General features: G+C 69.8%; 16 protein-coding genes and 1 tRNA gene. 13 read left to right on the top strand and 4 right to left on the bottom strand.

Annotated elements, in window-relative coordinates:
* Positions 1-59 precede the first annotated feature (59 nt).
* Both ssb and HB662_RS20560 read left to right on the top strand, forming a co-directional pair.
* A complete protein-coding gene (gene ssb / locus HB662_RS20565) occupies positions 60-635 on the top strand; it encodes a single-stranded DNA-binding protein (protein ID WP_168052265.1) in 576 nt (191 codons plus the stop codon).
* 202 nt (positions 636-837) lie between these two features.
* Complete coding sequence (locus HB662_RS20560) at positions 838-1,731, top strand: metal-dependent hydrolase (RefSeq protein WP_168052263.1); 894 nt, start codon at positions 838-840, stop codon at positions 1,729-1,731.
* Between the two features lie 33 nt (positions 1,732-1,764).
* Here the strand turns inward: HB662_RS20560 and HB662_RS20555 are convergent, their stop codons facing one another.
* Positions 1,765-2,604, bottom strand: coding sequence for a methyltransferase domain-containing protein (locus HB662_RS20555; RefSeq protein ID WP_168052261.1), 840 nt, complete (start codon positions 2,602-2,604; stop codon positions 1,765-1,767).
* Positions 2,605-2,952: 348 nt separating this feature from the next.
* On the opposite strand from HB662_RS20555, the gene gyrA reads away from it, so the two are divergent.
* From gyrA to HB662_RS20525, 6 genes are all read left to right on the top strand, one after another.
* Positions 2,953-5,727, top strand: a complete 2,775-nt coding sequence (gyrA, locus tag HB662_RS20550; RefSeq protein ID WP_342449562.1) for a DNA gyrase subunit A — start codon at positions 2,953-2,955, stop codon at positions 5,725-5,727.
* On the top strand, positions 5,720-6,241 hold the full coding sequence (gene coaD, locus HB662_RS20545) for a pantetheine-phosphate adenylyltransferase (RefSeq protein WP_168052257.1): 522 nt from the start codon (positions 5,720-5,722) through the stop codon (positions 6,239-6,241). Before gyrA ends, coaD begins: the two co-directional genes overlap by 8 nt.
* Positions 6,242-6,309: 68 nt before the next feature.
* Positions 6,310-6,834 carry a peptidylprolyl isomerase gene (locus HB662_RS20540; RefSeq protein ID WP_168053098.1) on the top strand — a complete coding sequence of 175 codons (525 nt, stop codon included), beginning with the start codon at positions 6,310-6,312 and terminating at the stop codon, positions 6,832-6,834.
* A gap of 48 nt (positions 6,835-6,882) precedes the next feature.
* Positions 6,883-7,440 (top strand): peptidylprolyl isomerase, encoded by a 558-nt coding sequence (locus HB662_RS20535; protein ID WP_168052255.1) that lies wholly within the window; start codon positions 6,883-6,885, stop codon positions 7,438-7,440.
* Positions 7,441-7,479: 39 nt separating this feature from the next.
* Positions 7,480-7,555, top strand: a tRNA-Lys gene (locus HB662_RS20530).
* 343 nt (positions 7,556-7,898) lie between these two features.
* The gene (locus tag HB662_RS20525) at positions 7,899-9,176 is read left to right on the top strand and encodes a cytochrome P450 (protein WP_168052253.1); all 1,278 of its coding nucleotides are present in this window, start codon (positions 7,899-7,901) and stop codon (positions 9,174-9,176) included.
* Between the two features lie 111 nt (positions 9,177-9,287).
* Here HB662_RS20525 and HB662_RS20520 read toward each other — a convergent pair whose 3' ends face one another.
* The gene (locus tag HB662_RS20520) at positions 9,288-9,542 is read right to left on the bottom strand and encodes a DUF1127 domain-containing protein (RefSeq protein WP_168052251.1); all 255 of its coding nucleotides are present in this window, start codon (positions 9,540-9,542) and stop codon (positions 9,288-9,290) included.
* A 323-nt stretch (positions 9,543-9,865) separates the two neighbouring features.
* On the opposite strand from HB662_RS20520, the gene HB662_RS20515 reads away from it, so the two are divergent.
* From HB662_RS20515 to HB662_RS20500, 4 genes are all read left to right on the top strand, one after another.
* Positions 9,866-10,522, top strand: coding sequence for a hypothetical protein (locus HB662_RS20515; protein WP_168052249.1), 657 nt, complete (start codon positions 9,866-9,868; stop codon positions 10,520-10,522).
* Positions 10,523-10,728: 206 nt separating this feature from the next.
* Positions 10,729-11,565 (top strand): alpha/beta fold hydrolase, encoded by an 837-nt coding sequence (locus HB662_RS20510; protein ID WP_168053096.1) that lies wholly within the window; start codon positions 10,729-10,731, stop codon positions 11,563-11,565.
* A gap of 207 nt (positions 11,566-11,772) precedes the next feature.
* Positions 11,773-12,099, top strand: coding sequence for a nuclear transport factor 2 family protein (locus HB662_RS29980; protein WP_168052247.1), 327 nt, complete (start codon positions 11,773-11,775; stop codon positions 12,097-12,099).
* Positions 12,099-12,887 (top strand): SDR family oxidoreductase, encoded by a 789-nt coding sequence (locus tag HB662_RS20500; RefSeq protein ID WP_168052245.1) that lies wholly within the window; start codon positions 12,099-12,101, stop codon positions 12,885-12,887. Before HB662_RS29980 ends, HB662_RS20500 begins: the two co-directional genes overlap by 1 nt.
* Here HB662_RS20500 and HB662_RS20495 read toward each other — a convergent pair.
* Together HB662_RS20495 and HB662_RS20490 are read right to left on the bottom strand one after the other, a co-directional pair.
* Positions 12,884-14,341, bottom strand: coding sequence for an ATP-binding protein (locus HB662_RS20495; RefSeq protein ID WP_168052243.1), 1,458 nt, complete (start codon positions 14,339-14,341; stop codon positions 12,884-12,886). The two genes, HB662_RS20500 and HB662_RS20495, sit on opposite strands and share 4 nt — an antisense overlap.
* Positions 14,338-17,211 (bottom strand): ATP-binding protein, encoded by a 2,874-nt coding sequence (locus HB662_RS20490; protein WP_168052241.1) that lies wholly within the window; start codon positions 17,209-17,211, stop codon positions 14,338-14,340. Before HB662_RS20490 ends, HB662_RS20495 begins: the two co-directional genes overlap by 4 nt.
* 397 nt (positions 17,212-17,608) lie before the next feature.
* Here HB662_RS20490 and HB662_RS20485 point away from each other — a divergent pair, with 397 nt between their 5' ends.
* Entirely contained in the window at positions 17,609-20,176 is a 2,568-nt protein-coding gene (locus HB662_RS20485; protein ID WP_168052239.1) for an ATP-binding protein, read from the top strand.
* Positions 20,177-20,241: the final 65 nt, after the last annotated feature.

The following is a 20,241-nucleotide window of genomic DNA, read 5'->3' as shown; positions in this document are numbered from 1 at the left end:
GACTGGCCTGCGCGGCACGGTCGGGCTAACTTCCGCGGTCGAGATTGAGGGATGCGGCCATGGCCGGGGTGAACAAGGTTATTCTCGTGGGCCGTCTGGGCAAGGATCCGGAAGTCCGCAACTTCCAGAATGGCGGCCGGGTGGTGAATCTGCGCCTCGCCACCTCGGAACGCTTCAAGGACCGGGAAGGCAACCAGCAGGAGCGGACCGAGTGGCACTCGGTGGCGATCTTCAACGAAAAGCTGGGCGAGATTGCCGAGAAGTACCTGAAGAAGGGCTCCGAGGTGTATGTCGAGGGCCAGCTCGAGACCCGCAAGTGGCAGGACCAGGCGGGCGCGGATCGCTACTCGACCGAAATCGTACTGCGCCAGTTCCGCGGTGAGATCGCGCTGCTCGGCGGCCGCGCCGGCGGCGGCGCCGATCCGGGCGAGGGCGAGTCGGCCGGCGGCTATGGCGGCGGCGGCGGTGGCGGTGGCAGCAGCTATGGCGGCGGTGGTGGTCGGTCCCCGGCTCCGGCGCGATCCGGTGGAGGCGGCTGGGACAATAGCGGCGGCGGCGGCCGTTCCGGCGGCGGTGGCGGGCGTAGTGCTCCGCCGAAGGGCGGTAGCGACCTGGACGACGACATCCCGTTCTGAGGGCCGCCGAGGGACCCTCCACCACGTCAATGCGAGAAAATCGAAGGGCCCGCCTGCGCGGGCCCTTTCCGCTTCACAGGTCCGCGGAAGGCGCTTGAAGCGTCCGATTTTCGATCCAATTGTTAACCATCGCGACGCGTCATATCGTTTTTTGGTACAATTTACCTTGATGCAATAGACACTCACGCCTAGATCACCTGGTGTGAGCGAATCCGGAACGAACCCCCGCGCGACCCCGATCGAGATCATCCGTCGCCGGGTGCGCCTTGCCTATGACGCAGCGGCCGCACGGGCCTGGACCCGCCTGCCGCGGGTTTCGGAGGATGGGCTGAACGCCATCTCCTTCCTGTTCCCCCTGGGCGAAGCCTTCTTCTGCCGTTCCGTCGCCCATTACCGCGACCGGATCACCGACCCCGAGTTGCGTGACGCGGCGGATCGCTTCATCCACCAGGAGGCCAACCACTCCCGCGAACATGCCCGTTCCAACGCGGCGCTGCGGCAGGCCAATGTGCTGGGTGCGGAGCTGGAGACGGTGGCCCGAATCATGCTGGGCATCGCCAAGGCGATCTGGCCGCGCGCGACCCAGCTTTCCATCACCTGCGCGCTGGAGCATTTCACCGCCATCCTGGCCTCGCGCCTGTTGAGCAAGCGGCTGCTGTACAAGGACGGCACGGACCCCGCCTTCGCCCATCTCTGGCTCTGGCACGCGGCGGAGGAGATCGAGCACAAGGCTGTCTGCTTCGACGTGTATGAACACCTCTTCGGCCGCGGCTTCTGGGCCTGGATGCATCGGGTGCTCGGCATGGTCATCGTCACCGTCACCGGCGGCATCGGACTGATGCTGGCCTTCGCAGTGGTTCGGGTGAAGCTGTTCCTTCGCCCGCGACGCGCGGCCCCGGCTGCGGCGGCGGCCGGCCCTCCCTCTGGTCCCAGCCTCCGCAATCTGTTCGGCAGCCTGCCGATCACCGCCTACACCGCCTATTATCGCCGCGACTTCCATCCCTGGGACGAGGATGACCGGGACCTGCTGGAAGCCTGGAAGCGGGAACATCCGGGCTTCGGATTGCCGGAGCCGGCTCACCGGGCGGCGGCGTAGTTTCGCCGCCGGCCATTCAGGCCCCTCGGAAGCTCAAGCCGGATCGAAGCGCAGCAGGCTGTAGCGGAGCAGCCCCGTGCGGCCCACCAGGTCCAGCAGGCGAAGCCCACCCTGCGCCATGCGCTGCCCGGCGCCGCGCCGGGTGCCGCGCGCCAGCATCCGGCCGAGAAAGGCGTAGGTCGGCAGTGTGTGGCGGGTGATGTCACGCAGCGTCGTCACGTTCAGCCCGGCTTCCGCGGCCAGGTTGCGATAGCCGGCGGCAGAGCAGGTGACGTCGCAGGCGCCGAACAGGTTCAGCCGCTCCAGCGACGGCCAGCGCGCCATACGCGTCATCGGCACCCAGCTGCGGGCGGGGACGAAGTCCGAGATCACCAGCGCGCCACCCGGCCGCAGCACCCGCCGCGCCTCCGCCAGGAATGCGGCGCGGGAGGGAAAGTGGAAGATGCACTCCACCGCCAGCACGCGGTCGAAGCTGGCATCGGCGAAGGGCAGGGTGCAGGCATCGCCGGCGACGAAGCGCGGCAGGCGGCCGTCGCGCGGCCGCGCCAGATGGGCGGCGCGCTGCAACTGCCGCGGGTCGATGTTCAGGCCGGTCAGGTCCAGCCGCTCAACCCTTTCCTGCAGGCAGGCCAGGGTGCCGCCGAAGCCGCAGCCGGCATCGAGCACCCGCATGCCGGGGGCAATATCGGCCAGGTCGAGGAGTTCCAGGCTCAGCCGCTCGGCCGCCCTGGCGTAATCCTCGGACCGTTCGGGCTGGGCGGCAGCCGGTTCGGGCCAGTAGCCCCAGTGGATGTGCCGGCCAAAGCTCTGTTCCAAAGCGGTGTTGCCGCGGGCGAGCTGGCTGAGGAGATGGTCGATATAGGGCAGGGTCACCGGTGACCTGGCCCGGTCTTGCCGCCTTGGCGCATGCGAATCCTGCCTCTGACTCCGGCTGTTGGTCAGCCGCAGGCTTTATTCTAGGTCAAAACGGGCTGGAGGCGAAACGCAGTGCTGCTTGCCGGCCATTGAATCGGCCTTCCGGGCCGCGGCACCCTTCCGCCGAGGCCCGGAATTGCCTAATCCACAACCCGCAGGGCCCTGCTACGCCCGGCCCTGGATGAGGATTCCGCGTTGAGCGACACGTCACCCCCGCCCGGCGACCCGAACGGGACGCAGGGCCCCCCCGGCGGTCCGCCCACAGGACCAACCGGGCCGCAGGGCGCCGCAGGCGGCCCCAGCGAGATCGCGCCGATCGGGCTCGAGGAGGAGATGCGCCGCTCCTACCTCGACTATGCCATGTCCGTCATCGTCTCCCGCGCCTTGCCGGATGCGCGGGACGGGTTGAAGCCCGTGCATCGCCGCATCCTGTTCAGCATGAACGAGAACGGCTTCGCGCCGGACAAGCCGCACCGGAAATCGGCCCGCGTGGTCGGCGACGTGATGGGTAAGTACCACCCGCATGGCGACAGCAGCATCTACGACGCGTTGGTGCGGATGGCGCAGCCCTTCGCCATGCGGGTGCCGCTGATCGACGGCCAGGGCAATTTCGGGTCCATGGACGGCGATCCGGCCGCGGCGATGCGCTACACGGAAGCCCGCCTGGCCCGCGCCGCGACGGCGCTGCTGGAGGGGATCGACGAGGACACGGTCGATTTCCAGTCGAACTACGACGAATCGGCCAGCGAGCCGAAGGTGCTGCCTGCCGCCTTCCCGAACCTGCTGGTGAACGGCGCCGGCGGCATCGCGGTCGGCATGGCCACCAACATCCCGCCGCACAATCCGGGGGAGGTGATCGACGCCACCCTGGCGATGATCGCGGACCCGGCGATCAGCCTGGAAGCGCTGATGAAGATCATGCCCGGGCCGGATTTCCCGACCGGCGGCTTGATCCTCGGCCGCTCCGGCATCCGCAGCGCCTTTGAGACGGGGCGGGGTTCGATCCCGCTGCGCGCGCGCGCGACGATCGAGGAGATGCGTGGCGGGCGGTCGATGATCGTGGTCACGGAGATCCCGTACCAGGTCAACAAATCGACGCTGATCGAGAAGATCGCGGAGCTGGTGCGCGCCAAGGCGATCGAGGGCATCTCGGACCTGCGGGATGAATCGGACCGCGACGGGCTGCGGATCGTCGTCGAGCTGAAGAAGGATGCGACGCCGGAGGTGGTGCTGAACCACCTGTACCGCTTCACCCAGCTGCAGACCTCCTTCCCCGTCAACTTCGTGGCGCTGGACGAAGGGCGGCCGCGGCAGATGGCGCTGCGCGACGCGCTGACGGCCTTCATCAAGTTCCGCGAGGAGGTGATCCTCCGCCGGTCGCGCTTCCGCCTGGCCAAGGCGCGCGAACGCGGCCACCAGTTGATCGGCCTGGCCATCGCGGTGGCCAATATCGACGCGGTCATCGCGCTGATCCGTGCCGCGCCGGATGCGGCGACGGCCCGCGCGCAGCTGATGGCGCGGGACTGGCCGGCGGCCGATGTGGCGCCGCTGCTGGCGCTGGTCGATGACGAGCGCAACACGCTGACGCCCGACGGCACGGTGCGGCTGACCGAGGACCAGGCCCGCGGCATCCTGGAGCTGCGCCTGCAGCGCCTGACCGGGCTGGAGCGGGAGAAGATCAACGCCGAGCTGAACGACGTGGCCGGCACGATCAGCAACCTGCTCGACATCCTGTCCTCCCGCCCCCGGCGGCTGGAACTGATGGGGCAGGAACTGGTGGCGGTGCGCGCGCAGATCGCCGTGCCGCGGATGACCGAGATCGTCGATGGCGTGGCCGACCAGGACGACGAGAGCCTGATCGAGCCGGGCACCATGGTGGTGACGCTGACGCGCGATGGCTACGTCAAGCGCACCGGCCTCGACGTGTTCCGCAGCCAGCATCGCGGCGGCCGTGGCCGCAGCGGGGCGGCGACGCGGGAGGATGATATCGTCCTGCGCAGCTTCGTGGCGCACACCCATCAGTGGGTGTTGTTCTTCACCTCGCGCGGCATCGCCTTCCGCGAGAAGATCTGGCAGTTGCCGGAAGGCGGCGCGACGGGCCGTGGCCGCAGCCTGCGCCAGGTGCTGCAACTGCAGGATGGCGAGCAGGTGACGGCGGTGCTGCCGCTGCCGCAGGATGAATCGCTGTGGGAGAACCTGCACCTGGTCTTCGCGACCGCGCAGGGCAATGTCCGGCGCAACAAGCTGTCCGACTTCAAGAACGTCCGCGCCATGGGCCTGATCGCCATGAAGCTGGACGAGGGCGACAGCCTGATCGGCGTCGCCACCTGCCGCGAGGGCGATGACGTGATGCTGGCGACCCGCAACGGCCGCTGCATCCGCTTCCAGGCCGAGACGGACACGCTGCGGGTCTTCGCCGGGCGCGATTCAAGCGGCGTGCGCGGCATCCGCCTGCTGAACGGCGACACGGTGATCTCGCTCGCGGTGCTGCGCCATGTGGCGGGCGAGCCGGAGGAATTCCGCGCCTACCTCCGCACCGCCGCGCAGCGCCGCCGCCAGAATGGCGAGGCGGATGCGGAGGCGGAGAGCGAGGCGACGGAGGCCGTCGCGGCCGATGAAGCCGAGGAAGGGGGCGAGGTCGTCACCCTGACGCCGGAGCGCGAGGCCGAGCTGGCCGAGGCTGAGCAGTTCATCCTGGCGGTGACCGAGAAGGGCTTCGGCAAGCGCAGCTCCGCCTATGAATACCGGCTGGCGGGTCGCGGCGGCCAGGGCATCCGCGCCATCGGCTTCGATGCCAAGTGGCGCACGGGCAAGGAGGTGGTCGCCACCTTCACCGTGCAGGCGGGCGACGACCTGCTGCTGGTGACGGATGGCGGCAAGCTGATCCGCACGCCGGCCGATCAGGTGCGCATCACCGGGCGCAGCGCGATGGGCGTGCGGATCGCACGGCCGGATGCGGAGGAACGCGTGACCTCCTGCTTCCCCGTGGTGGATGACGAGGCGCCGGCGCAGGCTGGCGTGGATGGGGCTGCCGCCGAAACCGGCGCGGTCGGCATGACGGAGCCCGGCAGCGATGTCTGAGAAGCGTATCGGCATCTATCCGGGCACCTTCGACCCGGTAACCAACGGCCATCTGGATGTCATCGCCCGCGCCGCGCGGCTGGTGGACCGGCTGGTGGTCGGCGTCGCCATCAATTCCGGCAAGGGCCCGCTTTTCTCGCTGGATGAGCGGGTGGAACTGGTGAAGGCGGAAACCGACACCATCTCGGCCGAGGTCGGGTCCGAGATCATCGTGGTGCCGTTCACCGGGCTGCTGGTGGAGTTCGCCCGCCAGTCCGAGGCACGGATGATCATCCGCGGCCTGCGGGCGGTTTCCGACTTCGACTACGAGTTCCAGATGGCGGGCATGAACCACCGCCTGGCGCCCGATGTCGAAACCGTCTTCCTGATGGCGAGCGAAACGAACCAGTTCATCTCGTCGCGTTTCGTCAAGGAGGTCGCGACGCTCGGGGGCGATGTCACCTCTTTCGTCCCGAAGCTGACCCTGGAACGCACGCTGGTGCGCGTGCGAAATCGCAAGGAAGCCGCAGAATGACAGCTCGTACCGTGTTTCGCCGCAGCCTGCTCGGCGCCGGTCTCGTTGCCCCTGTGCTGGCCACGCCGATGCTGGCCGCGCGCCCGGCGCTGGCGCAGCCGCAGACGGACCCGGAAAACACCCTGTTCCTGGAGCTGAAGGATGGCCGCGTCACCATCCAGCTTCTGCCGGATCTCGCCCCGCGCCATGTGGAGCGGATCAAGGTGCTGACGCGCCGTGGCTTCTACGACAACACGCCCTTCCATCGCGTGATCGAGGGCTTCATGGCGCAGGGCGGCGACCCGACCGGCACCGGCACCGGCGGGTCCGACCTGCCGAACCTGCCGGCGGAATTCACCCCCGCCCGCCGTGCCCGCTTCCTGCGTGGCACCTGCGGCATGGCCCGCACCGCCGCGCCGAACACCGCCAACAGCCAGTTCTTCATCATGTTCGCGCCGGCACCCAACCTGGATGGGCAGTACACCATCTGGGGCCGCGTGGTGGCGGGGATGGAGGCGGTGGACAAGATCAAGCGCGGGCAGGGGCCTTCCGGCCTCGTTCCGCAGCCTGCCGATCGCATCCGCGCCATGCGCGTCGCCGCCGATGCGCGGTGATGCGGCAGGCCGCGGCCCAAGAATAACCTCAGTGAAGGACCGAGACAGATGAGCGCTTCCCTCGCGCCGGAAAACACCCTGCTGCTGGAACTGGAAAGCGGCGTGGTGACCATCGAGCTGCTGCCGGACCTGGCGCCGCAGCATGTCGACCGCATCAAGGCGCTGGCTGGCGCCGGCTTCTATGACGGCACGCCGTTCCACCGCGTGATCGACGGCTTCATGGCGCAGGGCGGCGACCCGACCGGCACCGGCACCGGCGGTTCCGAACATCCCGACCTGCCGGCCGAGTTCAGCCCGCCGGCCAAGGCGAAGTTCGTGCGCGGCGTCTGCGGCATGGCCCGCACCAACAACCCGAACAGCGCCAACAGCCAGTTCTTCATCATGTTCGGCCCGGCGCCGAGCCTGGATGGCCAGTACACCATCTGGGGCCGCGTCGTGGACGGCATGGACCTGGTCGACAAGATCAAGCGCGGCCAGGGCCCGAACGGCATCGCGCGCGAGCCGGACCGCGTGAAGTCCATGCGCGTCGGCGCCGCCGAGCCGGCCGCCGAACCCGCCGCCAGCCCGGCCGAGGGGGTTGACAGCACCCCCGCTGCCGACGCCTAACACGCACCTCGCGCGCCCCCCTTGCGGGGCGCGCACCCCGAGCCCGTAGCTCAGCCGGTAGAGCACGTGACTTTTAATCATGGGGTCGTGGGTTCGAGTCCCACCGGGCTCACCATGAACATTCGGTTCCACCCTCGTTTCGCCGCGCCACCTGCCGCTGAAGATCGCCCTGGATCGGCAGGAACAACCCCGGATCGTCCTCTGGGAGCCTTCGTGTAGGGTGCTTCCGCATGGCTTGAATGAGCTGCCTCCTGGGCCTCGGCCAGCGGGCTCCGGGCGCTTTGACCAGGCGCCGGTGAGATGCGTCGGCAGACCATCCCGCTCTCCGGCATTATCGCGGCATGGCGCATTGCGACGGAAGCCGCTGCGGATTGCACGCGTAGCCCTCGGCGCCTCGCTGAAATTGGCGCGTAGTCGCGGCGCATCAATCAGGGACCTCCGACTGCAAGGAGTCCCTCATGCGAGAAATCCCGCTCAGCCCGAAGAACGCGGAGCCCTACGAAAGCCAGCTTGCAACGCTGCCGATCGATGAAATCGACGTGGCGCAGCCCGGCTTGTTTCAGCTGGGTCTTGCCCCGCGCTATTTCGAACGCCTGCGTCGGCAGGCGCCGGTGCATTACTGCGCCAATGGCCTGTTCGGCTCCTACTGGTCGATCACGCGAGCGCGCGACATCGAGGCAGTGGAGCTGGATCCCGCCACCTTCTCCTCCGAGCATTTCAACGGCGGCATCTCGATCCTCTCGCATCCCGACGACCCGCAATTCCTGCCGTCCTTCATCGCCATGGACCCGCCGCGGCACACGGAGCAGCGCAAGGTGATCGCGCCGGCCTTCTCGAATGATCGCCTGGTCGCCATGGCCGCTCAGCTGCAGTCCTGGTCGGCGGAGATCCTGGACGAACTGCCGATCGGCGAAGCCTTCGACTGGGTCGATCGCGTCTCCGTCGAACTGACCGCGCGGACGCTCGCCCTGCTGCTCGGCTTCCCGCAGGCGCGGTCACGCGACCTGATCCGCTGGTCCGAGGCCACCGTGGCGCTGCCGGGCAGTCCCGGCTTCCCCACGCTGGCGGACAAGCTCGGCGTCATGCAGGAATGCCTTGGCACCTTCGATCAGATCTGGGCGGAGCGGCTGAGGACGCCGGACGGCGATGATTTGCTGTCCATGCTGGCTAGGTGCCCGGAGACGCGCGGGATGCCGCGGGCCGAATTGCAGGGCAATATCCTGCTGCTGATCGTCGCCGGCAACGACACCACCCGCAACAGCATCAGCGGCAGCGTCCTCGCCTTCGATCGCTTCCCGGGCGAGCTGGAGAAGCTGCGGCGGCAGCCAGAACTGATGGCCGGCCTGACGCCCGAGGTGCTGCGGTGGCAGACCCCGGTCGCCCATATGCGTCGCACCGCCATGCGCGACGTGTCGCTGGGCGGGCGGATGATCCCGAAGGGCGACAAGGTGATCCTCTGGTATCTCTCCGCCAATCGCGACGAGGAACGCTTTGCGCAGGCCGACGACTTCATCCTGGACCGCGGCAACGCCCGCCGCCATCTCGCCTTCGGCGCCGGGATCCACCGCTGCATCGGCGCCCGCCTCGCCGACCTTCAGCTTCGCACGCTCTGGCAGGAAGTGCTGAAGCGCTTCCCGCGGATCGAGGTGCTACATCCGCCGCTGCGGACCTTCTCGACCCTCATGCATGGCTTTACGGAAATGCGGGTGCGGATCCCGGAACGCCAGGCCGCCTGACACTGGCGATCCGACGCCGGTGATCCCGGGGCGGCTGCCGCCCGGGATCGCCGCCTTGGGCTCCGCGGGCCACCGCAAGCCGAGCAACCAACGACGACTGCGACCCGGCCGTCAGCTGATGAGGTGGAAGCGCCCATCCCGCCCGCAGGACTGCCGGCAATGCGCGCCGCGTCGCACGATGTCCCATCGCGTCAGCCCGATATCGGTCAGCATGTGGTGATTGAGCAGTGCAAGCTCCTGCGCCGCCAGCCGCTGCCTGCGCTGATGATCGAAGTACGCGCAGATGCGGCGCCAGAGGGACAGGCGCGGCGTGGCCTGGGACGTCGCGGGCGGAACAGGGTCCCAGGCGGGTCGACGAACATGCATGGTGAAATCCTTGCCTCATCCGGTCGGGAATGAGGGCGGACCATGCAGCCGTGCGCTTGCGGGTTCATGTCAAACAGGGGCCTTGCGGCTACGGCGGTAGTTGCCAGTCGCATCCGGCGCGCGTTTCAGATGTAGTCAAGGGCGCTGCCCTTGTAGTCGGCCCGTAACGGCGCCGGCCTATTCGATGCTGCATCTGTCGAGGAGATGATGCGCATGCGATCCGTCGCAACACATCGAAGGGCACCCATCGCCTGGATCGGCGCTGTCGCCGCCGCGGCCCTACAGCTGTGCTCGCCTCCGCCATCCTGTGCGCGGCGGCCCGCATGAAGGCCGAGCACAGCATCAAGGACGGCGTCAGCGACTATACGGCCACGGTCGACGATGAGGCGGATCTGGCCTCGCCGGTTACCGTCACCAGCGGCGGCTACACCGTTAAGTTCGAGGGCAACAACTTCGCGACCAAGCATCTCCGCCGGATCCGCAGAGGCAGCGTGGATGAGCTGACCAATCCGGAAACCGGTCCGGGCAAGCTGACCAGCTATATCACCGAGGCGAAGGAAAAGAGCCTCGCGCGGTTCGACGGCAGGGCCGCCAGCACCAATTCGCTGATCTATCTCGACCTGGGCCAGTACTGCCAGTTCGGATGCCAGGTCATCCAGATCGTCAAGAACGCCGCGATCCCGTGGGAGCCCTTCGGGGCCAGCAACGTGCTGCAGAAGGTCGGCACCGTCAGCATCGGGAAATGCCTGGCCTATTCCTTCAGCGGCGTCGGCCTGCCGCGCATCGGCAACGACCGTCGGCCGCAGGGCGGCGTCGGCATCGTGATGCGGGTGACCATCGCCCAGGTCAAAGGCAAGGCCAACGACGTCGTCGTCAGCCACTACGCCGGCGGCGCGGTGCAGGACAGGTTCCATACCGAGTACGGCGACAAGAAGAACCTGCAGAGGCGCGCCGGCATCGCCAGGAGCATCGTCAGTTGAACGCCGCGGCAGCCCCTGCCGGCGCTCCGCCCGACGGCCACGAACGCGAGGAGACTGCGATGAATGAGGTCACCGGCCTGTGGCCGGACAGGCGCGCGCTGCTCGTTGGCGGCGCGGGCCTGCTGGTCGGGTTGTCCGCCGGCATGCCGGCCGCGATTGCCACCACGCCCACCACAACCGCCTCCCGCACCGAAAGGGACACGAACATGAATACCGTGACCACCACTGATGGCGCCCAGATCTTCTTCAAGGACTGGGGGCCGAAGGATGCGCAGCCCATCGTCTTCCACCATGGCTGGCCGCTGTCGTCGGACGACTGGGATGCCCAGATGCTGTACTTCCTCAGCCAGGGCTACCGCGTCGTCGCGCATGACCGTCGCGGGCATGGCCGTTCCGCCCAGGTCAGCGACGGCCACGACATGGATCACTATGCGGCAGATGCCGCCGCCGTGGTGCAGCACCTGAACCTGCGCAATGCCGTCCATATCGGCCATTCCACGGGCGGCGGCGAGGCAACGCGCTATGTCGCGCGGCATGGCCAGCCGCAGGGCCGCGTGGCCAAGCTTGTCATCATCGGCGCGGTGCCGCCGATCATGGTGAAGACGGCGGCGAACCCCGGTGGCCTGCCGCTCTCGGTGTTCGACGGATTTCGCGCCAGCCTCGCCGCCAACCGGTCGAAATTCTACGTCGATATCCCGTCGGGGCCCTTCTACGGCTTCAACCGCCCCGGTGTGGAGACCATCCAGCCGGTGGTCGACAATTGGTGGCGTCAGGGCATGGCCGGTGGCGCGAAGGCCCATTACGACGGCATCAAGGCCTTCTCCGAGACCGACTTCACCGACGACCTCCGCGCCATCGATGTACCGACGCTGGTCATGCATGGTGACGATGACCAGATCGTGCCGATCGATGACACGGCGCGCCTGTCCGCCAGGCTGCTGAAGCACGGCACGCTGAAGGTCTATGAGGGCTTCCAGCACGGCATGTGCACCACGCATGCGGAGGTCATCAACCCGGACCTCCTGGCCTTCATCAGGCGCTGATTCCTGACCCAGGCGCGGGAGCAGAAGGACGATGCGGGCGAGACGAGGTCCGCATCAAGCTGTCACGACTGCCCTCCGCCGGTGTGCCAGGCCTGTGGGACCCGGCGCTTACCTTCGGGTGCCTGGCTTACCCTCGCGTCCGTTCTTGTCGTTCCCGCGGCCCATGAACAGTTTCCCTGCCGTACAAGCGAAACCTGGAGACAGCCCGTGATCGACGTCCTTCCAGCCCCGATCGAAGCCTATGTCCGTGCGAATGCGCGGCTGGATGCCGAAGGCATGTTGGCACCCTTCGCCCCTGATGCCGTCGTCCACGATGAGGGGGGAAGCCATGCCGGCCCCGAGGAGATCAGGGCCTGGATCCAGTCCGCGACGATCGCCAGCCGCGCCGTGTTCACCCCGGACCGGTGGCATGCGGAGGGCGGCACGATCGTCGTCGAGGGCCCGACGGCCGGCGCATTTCCTGGCAGCCCGATCCGCTTCACCTTCCGCTTCAAGCTGGCGGGCCAGGCGATTTCCGCGCTGGAGTTCGGGTGATGGCGCGGCAGCCCGATCCGGCCGAGTTTCAGGGCCGTCGCATCCTCGTCACCGGGGGCAGCAAGGGAACCGGGCGCGCCACGGTGCGGCGCTTCCTGGCGGGCGGCGCCAGCGTGCTGACCGCCGCGCGCCGCCTTCCGGAGGATCCCGAGGGCGCGCTATGGGTCGCGGCAGACCTGACCACCCCGGAAGGCACCCGCGCCCTTGCCGAGGCGGCCACCGAGCGCCTCGGGGGTCTCGATGTCCTCGTGCATGTCCTGGGCGGCTCCTCGGCCCCCGGCGGCGGCTTCGCCGCGCTCACCGAGGAGGACTGGCGGGCGGAGCTCGACATGAACCTGATGCCCGCCGTTCGGCTCGACCGGGCGCTGCTGCCGGCCATGGTGGCGCAGGGCAGCGGCGCGGTGATCCACGTCTCATCGATCCAGAGCCGCCTGCCGCTGCATGATTCGACCACCGCCTATGCCGCGGCCAAGGCGGCGCTGACGACCTACAGCAAGGCGCTGTCGAAGGAGGTCGGGCCGAAGGGCGTGCGGGTCAATGTCGTCTCGCCGGGGTGGATCTATACGGAGGCCTCGGAGGCCCTGATGGAGCGCATCGCCGCCAAGACTGGCGGCACCGTGGAAGCCGCGCGGGAAGGGGTGCTGCAGGCGCTGGGCGGGATCCCGCTCGGCCGCCCGGCGGCGCCGGAGAATGTCGCGGATCTCATCGCCTTCCTGGCGTCCGACCAGGCCTCGGCCATCCATGGCGCAGAGTATGTCATCGACGGCGGCACCATCCCGACCGTCTAGAAGCCGGGCGGCTGGACCTTCGCCGGGGCATCGGCCTCGGCCACTTTCCGGTCGTACTCGGCACGGCGCGCTGCCGTCGCCTCGACTTCTGCGGCGGCGGCAAGCCGTTCCAGCGCATAGGCGCGCGTCGTTTCCAGGAAGTACCAGCTGCTGCCGCCCGCGCTTTCGTCGCGCAGCAGGATGGATTGCTCGACGAGGCTGACGATCCCGTCGATCACCGCGTCGTCGGTCAGGACATCGCTCGCGACGGCGAGCGCGGCGGTGAGCGTGAAAGGGCCCGGGAAGATTCCCAGCCGGCGCATCAGCCGCCGCTCCGGCTCCGTCAGCCGCTCGCTGCTCCAGTCCAGCGCCGCCCGCAGCGTCCTGTGGCGCGACGGCGCCGTGCGCTGGCTGCTGCCCAGCGAAAGCAGCCGCGCCGGCAAGCCCGACAGCACCGCATCGAGGCCGAGGCTCGCGGTGCGGAACGCCGCCCATTCGATGGCCAGCGGCAGGCCATCCAGCCGCCGGCAGATCTCGCCGATCTTGCCGATGTCGTCCGCGCTGGTGGCGGGCAGGGCGCCCGCCTGGCGCATCCGGTCGAGGAACAGCGCGACCGCGGCGGGCTCGGTGGACGGCTCCGCCGCAGCCGGGTCGCGGGGCTCCGGCTCCAGCGGTGGAACACGCCAGACCTGTTCCCCGTCGATCCGCAGGGTGTCGCGGCTGGTCACCAGGATCCTGATGCCGGCGCAACGCGTGACGACGGCGTGCACAAGCCGTGCGGTGTCGGCCACGACGTGTTCGCACCCATCCAGCAGCAGTAGCGCGGTCCTGCCCGTCAGCGCCTCTGCCAGCTGTTCCGGATGCCACGCGGTGGGATCGCCGCCGGGCAGCAGCGCATCGGCCACGGCGCCCGGCACCTGCTGCGGCTCCGCCACCGTGGTCAGATCGACCAGGAAGGCAACGAGCCCGCCCTTCTCCGCGAAATGCCGCGCCGCCTCGATCGCCAGGCGGGTCTTGCCGATACCGGGCGAGCCCGTCAGCGTGACCAGCCGGTGGTCCCTCAGCAACCCGATGACGGTCTGCAGGGCATGCTGCCGGCCGAACAATGCGCCGTCGGCCGGTGGCAGATTGCCGCGGCTGTCCGCAGCGGCGTCGGCACGCGGCCGCCACGCGCCCTGAAGCTGGTAGCCGCGGCCGCGCACCGTCCGCAGCAGCCCCCGCTCCCCACCGAAGGCGCGGCGCAGGGCCAGGATGTGGACCTCGAGCGTATTCGCCTCGACGCTGATCTCCGGCCAGGCCGCCTGCATCAGCTCGGCGCGGGAGACAGCCTCGCCGGCCCGGCCGAGCAGGACTTCCAGGATGACGAAGGCGCGCTGGCCGAGGGTGATGCGCGCGCCATGCGCCCGCAGCTCGCGCCGCGCCAGGTCGATCTCCCACGGCCCATGCGCATGGATCGCGGGGCCGCCCGAGCTCATGGGCCTTCCGCGGCGCCTGCCACGTCGGCGACCTGCGGTCGTCGCCTGGGCTTTGCCACGAGGGTGGCTTCCGATTCCTCGGCACGGCACAGCAGGTCCCGTGCCACCTTCACGTCCGGCCAGTCGTCGCCGCCGGCGATGCGACCACAGGCCTCGCGCAGCGCCGGCAATGCCAGATGCGGCTTGTGCCGGTGCAGCCGGCCGAGGCTGCCTGCGATCCGCAACTCCCAGAAGGCCGAGCCGTGCTGCCGCGCGAGGTCGAGGGCGGCGCCAAGCTGCACCTCCGCGGCGGCCGCAAGGTCGGGTCGCCGCTGCGCCATCAGGCATTCGGCCTGCAGCCGCAGCAGCTCCGGCAGCATCCACCGTTCGCCGTTGCTGTCCACGATGGCCGCCGCTTCGGCGAGAACAAGGCTGGCGCGCGCGTGATGCCCGCAGGCCAGCAGCGCCGTGGCCTGATGGGCCATGAAGTAGCCAAGATAGCAGCTGCGCCCGATGCGTCGCAGCATGCCGAGCGTGGCTTCCAGCAATGCGGCACCTCCCTCCGGGTCGCCGCAGGTGGCCTGAACGACGGCGCGCACGCAGCGGACCTGCGCCGAGCCGAAGACGAAGCCGCGGGCCTGGCAGAATTCGCCGCCCAGATCCAAGGCGACACCGACGGCATCGTGATCACCGGCATAAAGCGCGATCGGCGCCACGCCCAGGATCGCGGCGAACATCACATCGCCGCCGGTGCCGCTGGTACTTGCGATTTCCAGAGCCGCGCTCGCCGTTCGCCGCGCCTGGTCCAGCAGGCCCATCTGCCACTGGACCGGCGCGAGCATCGCCTCGGTATATCCCCGCTGCTCGTAATGCATCCAGGCCAGCGGGCGCCGGTGTTGCTCTCGCGCCGCAAGCTCCTGCGCCTCTGCAAGATGCCGTGCCGCCAGTTGGTAGCTGCCCATGTGCCTGTAAACGAAGCCCCGCATGTTATGCGACACGAGCTCGTGCAAGGGCCGCCCGATCCGCGCCACGAGGTCCGCGAAGCGCTCGGCGCTGGCGAGAGCGGCATCGTGCCGGTCGGAATTGGCCTGCTGGTTCCAGATGGCCCAGAGGCCGAAGAGCTGCGCCTCCGACTCAGGCGCCTCCTGCACGAGCGTCGCCAGTTCCGCCAGCAGCCTTTCGCTGTCCTTTGCCGGTGCGGCGTGCCGTTGCAGGATCAGCGTCAGCGTCGCCAGCAGCCGGATCCGGGTCGAGATGCTGCCCGCCATGTGGTGTGCCAGGGCTTGATCGACGCGCCGCTGGCAATCGAGGCTCAGGCCCAGATTCAGCCAGACCGGGACGTAGTCCGCGACCAGGCGGGCGCCGCGGCGCGGGTCGCCACGCGGCCCGAACAGCATGTCGATCGCGAGATGCACATTCTCCAACTCGCGCGCGCCGGCGGCGAGCTGCTCCGGCTGCGGGGCGCCCACATTCCAGACCTCCTGGATCGTCGCGCAGTACCAATCCGCATGCCGGGCGGCCAGCGCATCGGCCTCTCCCGCCGCCTCCAACTTCTCCCGCGCGAAGGCGCGGGTCGTCTCCAGGAAATGCCAGCGGGGCGCGGGGGCAGCCGCGAAATTGAGCAGCGATTTGCCGACCAGCCCCGCCACCGCCTCCTCCACCGCCTCGGCATCGAAGCGCTCGTCGGCCACGATCGCGCGGGCCGCATCGAGGATGAAGCCATCCGAGAAGGCGGCGAGACGGCGGAAGACCACCTGTTCCACCGGCGTGAGAAGGTCATGGCTCCATTCCAGCGTTGCGCGCAGCGTCGAATGGCGCGGCGGCATGCAGCGGCGCCCGGCGCTCAGCAGGTTCAGCCGCCCCTTCAGTCGTTCCGCGACGTCCCGCACCTCCAGCGTGCCGGCGCGTGCCGCAGCCAGCTCGATCGCCAGCGGAATGCCGTCCAGCTGCCGGCAGATCTGCGCGATCGTCGCCATGTCCTCGTCCCGCGAAGCGCAGCCTTGCAGGGACATGCGTTCCAGGAACAGCGCCACCGAACCATGCCGGCGGATTGCCTCGGCGTCCTTGACCGCTGCGAGCGGCACATCGAGTGACGGAACCCGATAGGCGTGCTCGTCCCGCGCCCGAAGGCCTTCCCGGCTGGTGGCAAGGATGCGGATGCCGGGGCAGCGGCGGAGCAGCGTCTCCACAAGTTCGGTCGAGGCGCCGATGACATGCTCGCAATTGTCCAGCAGCAGCAGGCATTCCTTCGAATCCAGCATGGCCGCAACGTCGCTTGCCGTTACGTCGCGGCCGGTGAAGGGCTGGCCGATGGTCCTGGCGACGATCTGCGGCACCAGCCGCTCATCGTTCAGCGGGGCCAGCTCGACCAGCCAGCACCCATCCTGGAAGCCGGGGGAGGCCTGCCGTGCCGCCTCGATCGCCAGACGCGTCTTGCCGATGCCGCCGGCGCCGATGAGGGTGACCAGGCGATGTCCCTCCAGCAGGCGCACGACCTGACCGAGTGGTTCCTCGCGCGCAACAAGTCGTGAGGAGGGAAGCGGCAGGTTGGTCAGCGGCATCGCCGGGCTGGCCACGGCATCCGCGGCGTCAGCAGAAGCCGCCCAGTCGCCGAGCAGCCGGTAGCCGCGACCATAGGTCGTCTCCAGCAGCTCGCGCCGCGCGCCCAGCGCCCTGCGAAGGGCGGCGATATGGACCTGGAGCGTATTCTCGCTGACTGCCGCGCTGCCCCAGACCGCGGCCATCACCGCATCCTTGCTGACCAGCCGGCCGGCGGCCCGGGCCAGCACCAGCAGGATGTCGAAGGCGGGTGCCGGCATCGCCACGGCGCGACCATCGATGCGCAGTTGGCGGCCCGCAACATCCACCAGGAGGTTCTCGAAGCGGAGCATCAGCGGCCAGAAGGCGTCTGAAGCCTGCGGCGAAGGCCCCGCCGGTCGGGATTGCTGCCCACGGTCTCCTCTCCCCAGCCTGGCCTGCCTGGCACCGGCCGGCCATGGCCGACAGGATCACGCGCCGCGCCACACTGTCCTGGTGCTGCCGCCAAAAACATCCGAATTTCCAGAGCCTGTGATTCGGCGTGGGTGGGATGCGCCAAGCGTCCCGACTCAGCGCCCTTCCGCCCCCATGCTCGTCAGCAGGGCCCCTTCGACCCCGGTGCTTGCCGCCTGGAGCGACTGCACACCTTGGCCCTTCATGCCGCAGCACGGCATTCGGCGGAAGATGCTCTGGCCGCATTGCCGGGCCGAGCGAAGAAATGCAAAATTTTCCAAAGGGAGGGGCCTGGCCATGGCGGAGACCGCGACAGCCTTCGCCTTCGGCCCTTTCCGCCTGATCCCGGATCGCCGCGCCCTGACCGCCGAGGGCAGCGAGGTACCGATCCGCGGTCGCGCCTTCGACCTGCTGCTGGCCCTGGTGGAGCGGCGGGACCGCGTCGTCTCCAAGGACGAGTTGATGGCGCTGGTCTGGCCGGGCCGCGTGGTGGAGGAGGGCAACCTCACCGTCCATGTCGCGGCCCTGCGCAAGCTGCTCGGCCGCGGCATCATCGCCACCCTCTCCGGGCGCGGCTACCGCTTCGTCGCGCCTGTCGCCGTGCTTCCCGCGGGCGACCCGGAGCAAGCACGGCCCAACGCCGCCGACCTGCCGCCGCCTGCGGAGGCCGCCGTCCCCGCGCCCCGGCCGGCGGTCATGCCGCGCCCGCTGACCAGGCTGGTCGGCCGGGATGCCGACCTCGACCGGCTGGCGGCGCGGCTGTGCGAGGCGCGCCTGGTCACCGTGGTGGGCGCGGGCGGCGTCGGCAAGACGCGGCTGGCGCTCGCCACCGCCGACCGAGCCGCGGGCCGCGCCGCGGATGGCGTCTGGCTGGCCGATTTCGGCCCGCTGGAGGATCCGCGCCTGGTCGGGGCGACCATCGCCGCGGCGCTGGGCCTCGACACCGGCGGCGGCGATGCGCTGCGCGCGGTGGTGGCCTGCCTTGGCAGCAGGCGCGGGCTGCTCCTGCTCGATGGCTGCGAGCACCTGCTGCGAGCGGCGGCCGACGCTGCCGAAGCGATCCTGCGCAGCTGCCCCGGCATCGCGATCCTGGCCACGAGCCGGGAGCCGCTGCGCGCCGAGGGCGAGCGGCTGCACCGGCTGCAGCCGCTGGATGCTGCGGCAGCCGATGTTGCCATCACCGCCGCGCGGCTCGCGGACTACCCGGCCAGCGAGCTTTTCGTGGACCGCGCCGCCGCGGCGCTTGGCGCCTTCGTGCCGGGCGATGCCGAGGCGGCCGAAATCATGCGGATCTGCCGGCGGCTGGACGGCATCCCGCTCGCCATCGAGCTCGCCGCGCCGGCGCTGCGTGCCATGACCCTGGCGGAGCTTGGCGCGCGGCTGGAGCGGCATTTCGGGCCGCTCACCGCCGGGCGGCGCACCGCGCTGGCGCGGCAGCAGACGCTCCGGGCCACCATCGGCTGGAGCCTCGACCTGCTGGAGCCCGCGGAACGCGCGCTGCTGCTGCGGCTCTCGGTCTTCGGCGGCAGCTGGACCTCGGATTCCGCGGCCTTCGTTGCCGGCGGGGTGGAGGATGTCGGCGGCCTGATCGCCGCGCTGGTGGACAAGTCCCTGGTGCAGGCGGACCTCAGCGGGGTGCAGGCGCGCTACCGCCTTCTGGACTCGACACGCTTCTACGCCGCCGAGCGGCTGCCCGCGCCGGCATTCGCGGCGGCGCGCGGCAGCCTGCTGCGGTGGCTGGTGAAGGCCTATGAACGCGCCGAGGCCGACTGGCCCTTCATGGCCGATGACGACTGGTTCGCCCTCTACGCGCCGGAGATCGAGAACCTGCGCGCCGGCCTGGCCTGGGCCTTCGGGCCGGATGGCGATGAGCGGCGCGGCGTCGTGCTGGCCAGCCTGACCGAGCATGTCTGGGGCGAGCTCTCGCTGAAGGGCGAGTTGCGCGACTGGTTCGACCTGGCGATCTCCCGGATGGACGAGGCGACGCCACCCGATGTCGCGGGCCGGCTCTGGCTGGGTCGCTGCGGCTGGGTGGCCGCCCGCGGCCCCCAGGCGCTCGACGCCGCGCGCCGTGCCACCGCGCTGTTCCGCGCCGCCGGCAGCCCGATCGACCTGGGGCGGGCGCTGTGGCGCCAGGCCTGGCAGCACGTCCTGGCAGGCCATCTCGCCGCCGCCGAGCCCCTGCTCGACGAGGCGGAGCAACTGCTGCGCGGCGGGCGGGCGAGCAAGGCGCTCGTCTCCTGCCTCAGGGTCCGGGCCGTCGCCTGGATGCACGGCAACCGGCCGGCGGCGGCGACCGCCGTGCTGGAGGAGGCGCTGGCCATCGCCCGGCAACTCCGCAGCCCACGCGACGTGGCCCTGACGTATGGGAGCATCGCCGAGCTCCATTGCGCATCGGGGCGGATGGGAGAGGCCATCGCGGTGGCACAGGCGGCCCTGGCCGCGCTCGGGCCGGCGCAGGCACGCTCCGCCTGGGTGCAGCATATTGGCGGGGCCGTGGCTTCCTACCTGCTCGCGCAGGGCGACATCGCGCAAGCCCGTCCCATCGTCGCGGACCGGCTGGCCGTCGCCCGCATGATGGGGCTGCCGCATGAGGTCGCCGCCAATCTCGAGCGGGCGGCGCTGATCGCGGCGATGGAGGGCCGCCTGGACGGCGCCGGGCGGCTCTACGGCCATGTCCAGCTCTGTCACGCGCAGCGGGGCATCCTGCGCAGCTTCGGCTCGCAGGCCGTGCATGACCGGCTGCACGGCTTGCTGCAGCAGCGCCTGGCCCCGGCCGAGCTGGAGCGTCTGTCGGCCCACGGCGCCAGCCTGGGCGAGGAGGAGATGGTGGCGGAGGCTTTCGGTATCGTGCGGCCCTCCTGAGGCGGCCTTCGCTTCGCGCAGCCACGCCCATCCTTCAGAATTCTTCAGCTTCACGCCAAGGATCG

Source organism: Falsiroseomonas frigidaquae, assembly GCF_012163145.1.
Classification (GTDB): Bacteria; Pseudomonadota; Alphaproteobacteria; order Acetobacterales; family Acetobacteraceae; genus Falsiroseomonas; species Falsiroseomonas frigidaquae.
The sequence above is the reverse complement of the archived record's forward strand: the minus strand, read 5'-3'. Positions and strand labels throughout refer to the sequence as shown.

What these genes read in the sequence shown, in the direction of transcription:
- ssb (WP_168052265.1), top strand. Translation starts at nt 60, where the DNA reads ATGGCCGGGGTGAACAAGGTTATTCTCGTGGGCCGTCTGGGCAAGGAT.
- coaD (WP_168052257.1), top strand. Translation starts at nt 5,720, where the DNA reads ATGTCTGAGAAGCGTATCGGCATCTATCCGGGCACCTTCGACCCGGTA.
- HB662_RS20540 (WP_168053098.1), top strand. Translation starts at nt 6,310, where the DNA reads ATGCTGGCCGCGCGCCCGGCGCTGGCGCAGCCGCAGACGGACCCGGAA.
- HB662_RS20535 (WP_168052255.1), top strand. Translation starts at nt 6,883, where the DNA reads ATGAGCGCTTCCCTCGCGCCGGAAAACACCCTGCTGCTGGAACTGGAA.
- HB662_RS20525 (WP_168052253.1), top strand. Translation starts at nt 7,899, where the DNA reads ATGCGAGAAATCCCGCTCAGCCCGAAGAACGCGGAGCCCTACGAAAGC.
- HB662_RS20520 (WP_168052251.1), bottom strand. Translation starts at nt 9,542, where the DNA reads ATGCATGTTCGTCGACCCGCCTGGGACCCTGTTCCGCCCGCGACGTCC.
- HB662_RS20515 (WP_168052249.1), top strand. Translation starts at nt 9,866, where the DNA reads ATGAAGGCCGAGCACAGCATCAAGGACGGCGTCAGCGACTATACGGCC.
- HB662_RS20510 (WP_168053096.1), top strand. Translation starts at nt 10,729, where the DNA reads ATGAATACCGTGACCACCACTGATGGCGCCCAGATCTTCTTCAAGGAC.
- HB662_RS20500 (WP_168052245.1), top strand. Translation starts at nt 12,099, where the DNA reads ATGGCGCGGCAGCCCGATCCGGCCGAGTTTCAGGGCCGTCGCATCCTC.
- HB662_RS20495 (WP_168052243.1), bottom strand. Translation starts at nt 14,341, where the DNA reads ATGAGCTCGGGCGGCCCCGCGATCCATGCGCATGGGCCGTGGGAGATC.
- HB662_RS20490 (WP_168052241.1), bottom strand. Translation starts at nt 17,211, where the DNA reads ATGCTCCGCTTCGAGAACCTCCTGGTGGATGTTGCGGGCCGCCAACTG.
- HB662_RS20485 (WP_168052239.1), top strand. Translation starts at nt 17,609, where the DNA reads ATGGCGGAGACCGCGACAGCCTTCGCCTTCGGCCCTTTCCGCCTGATC.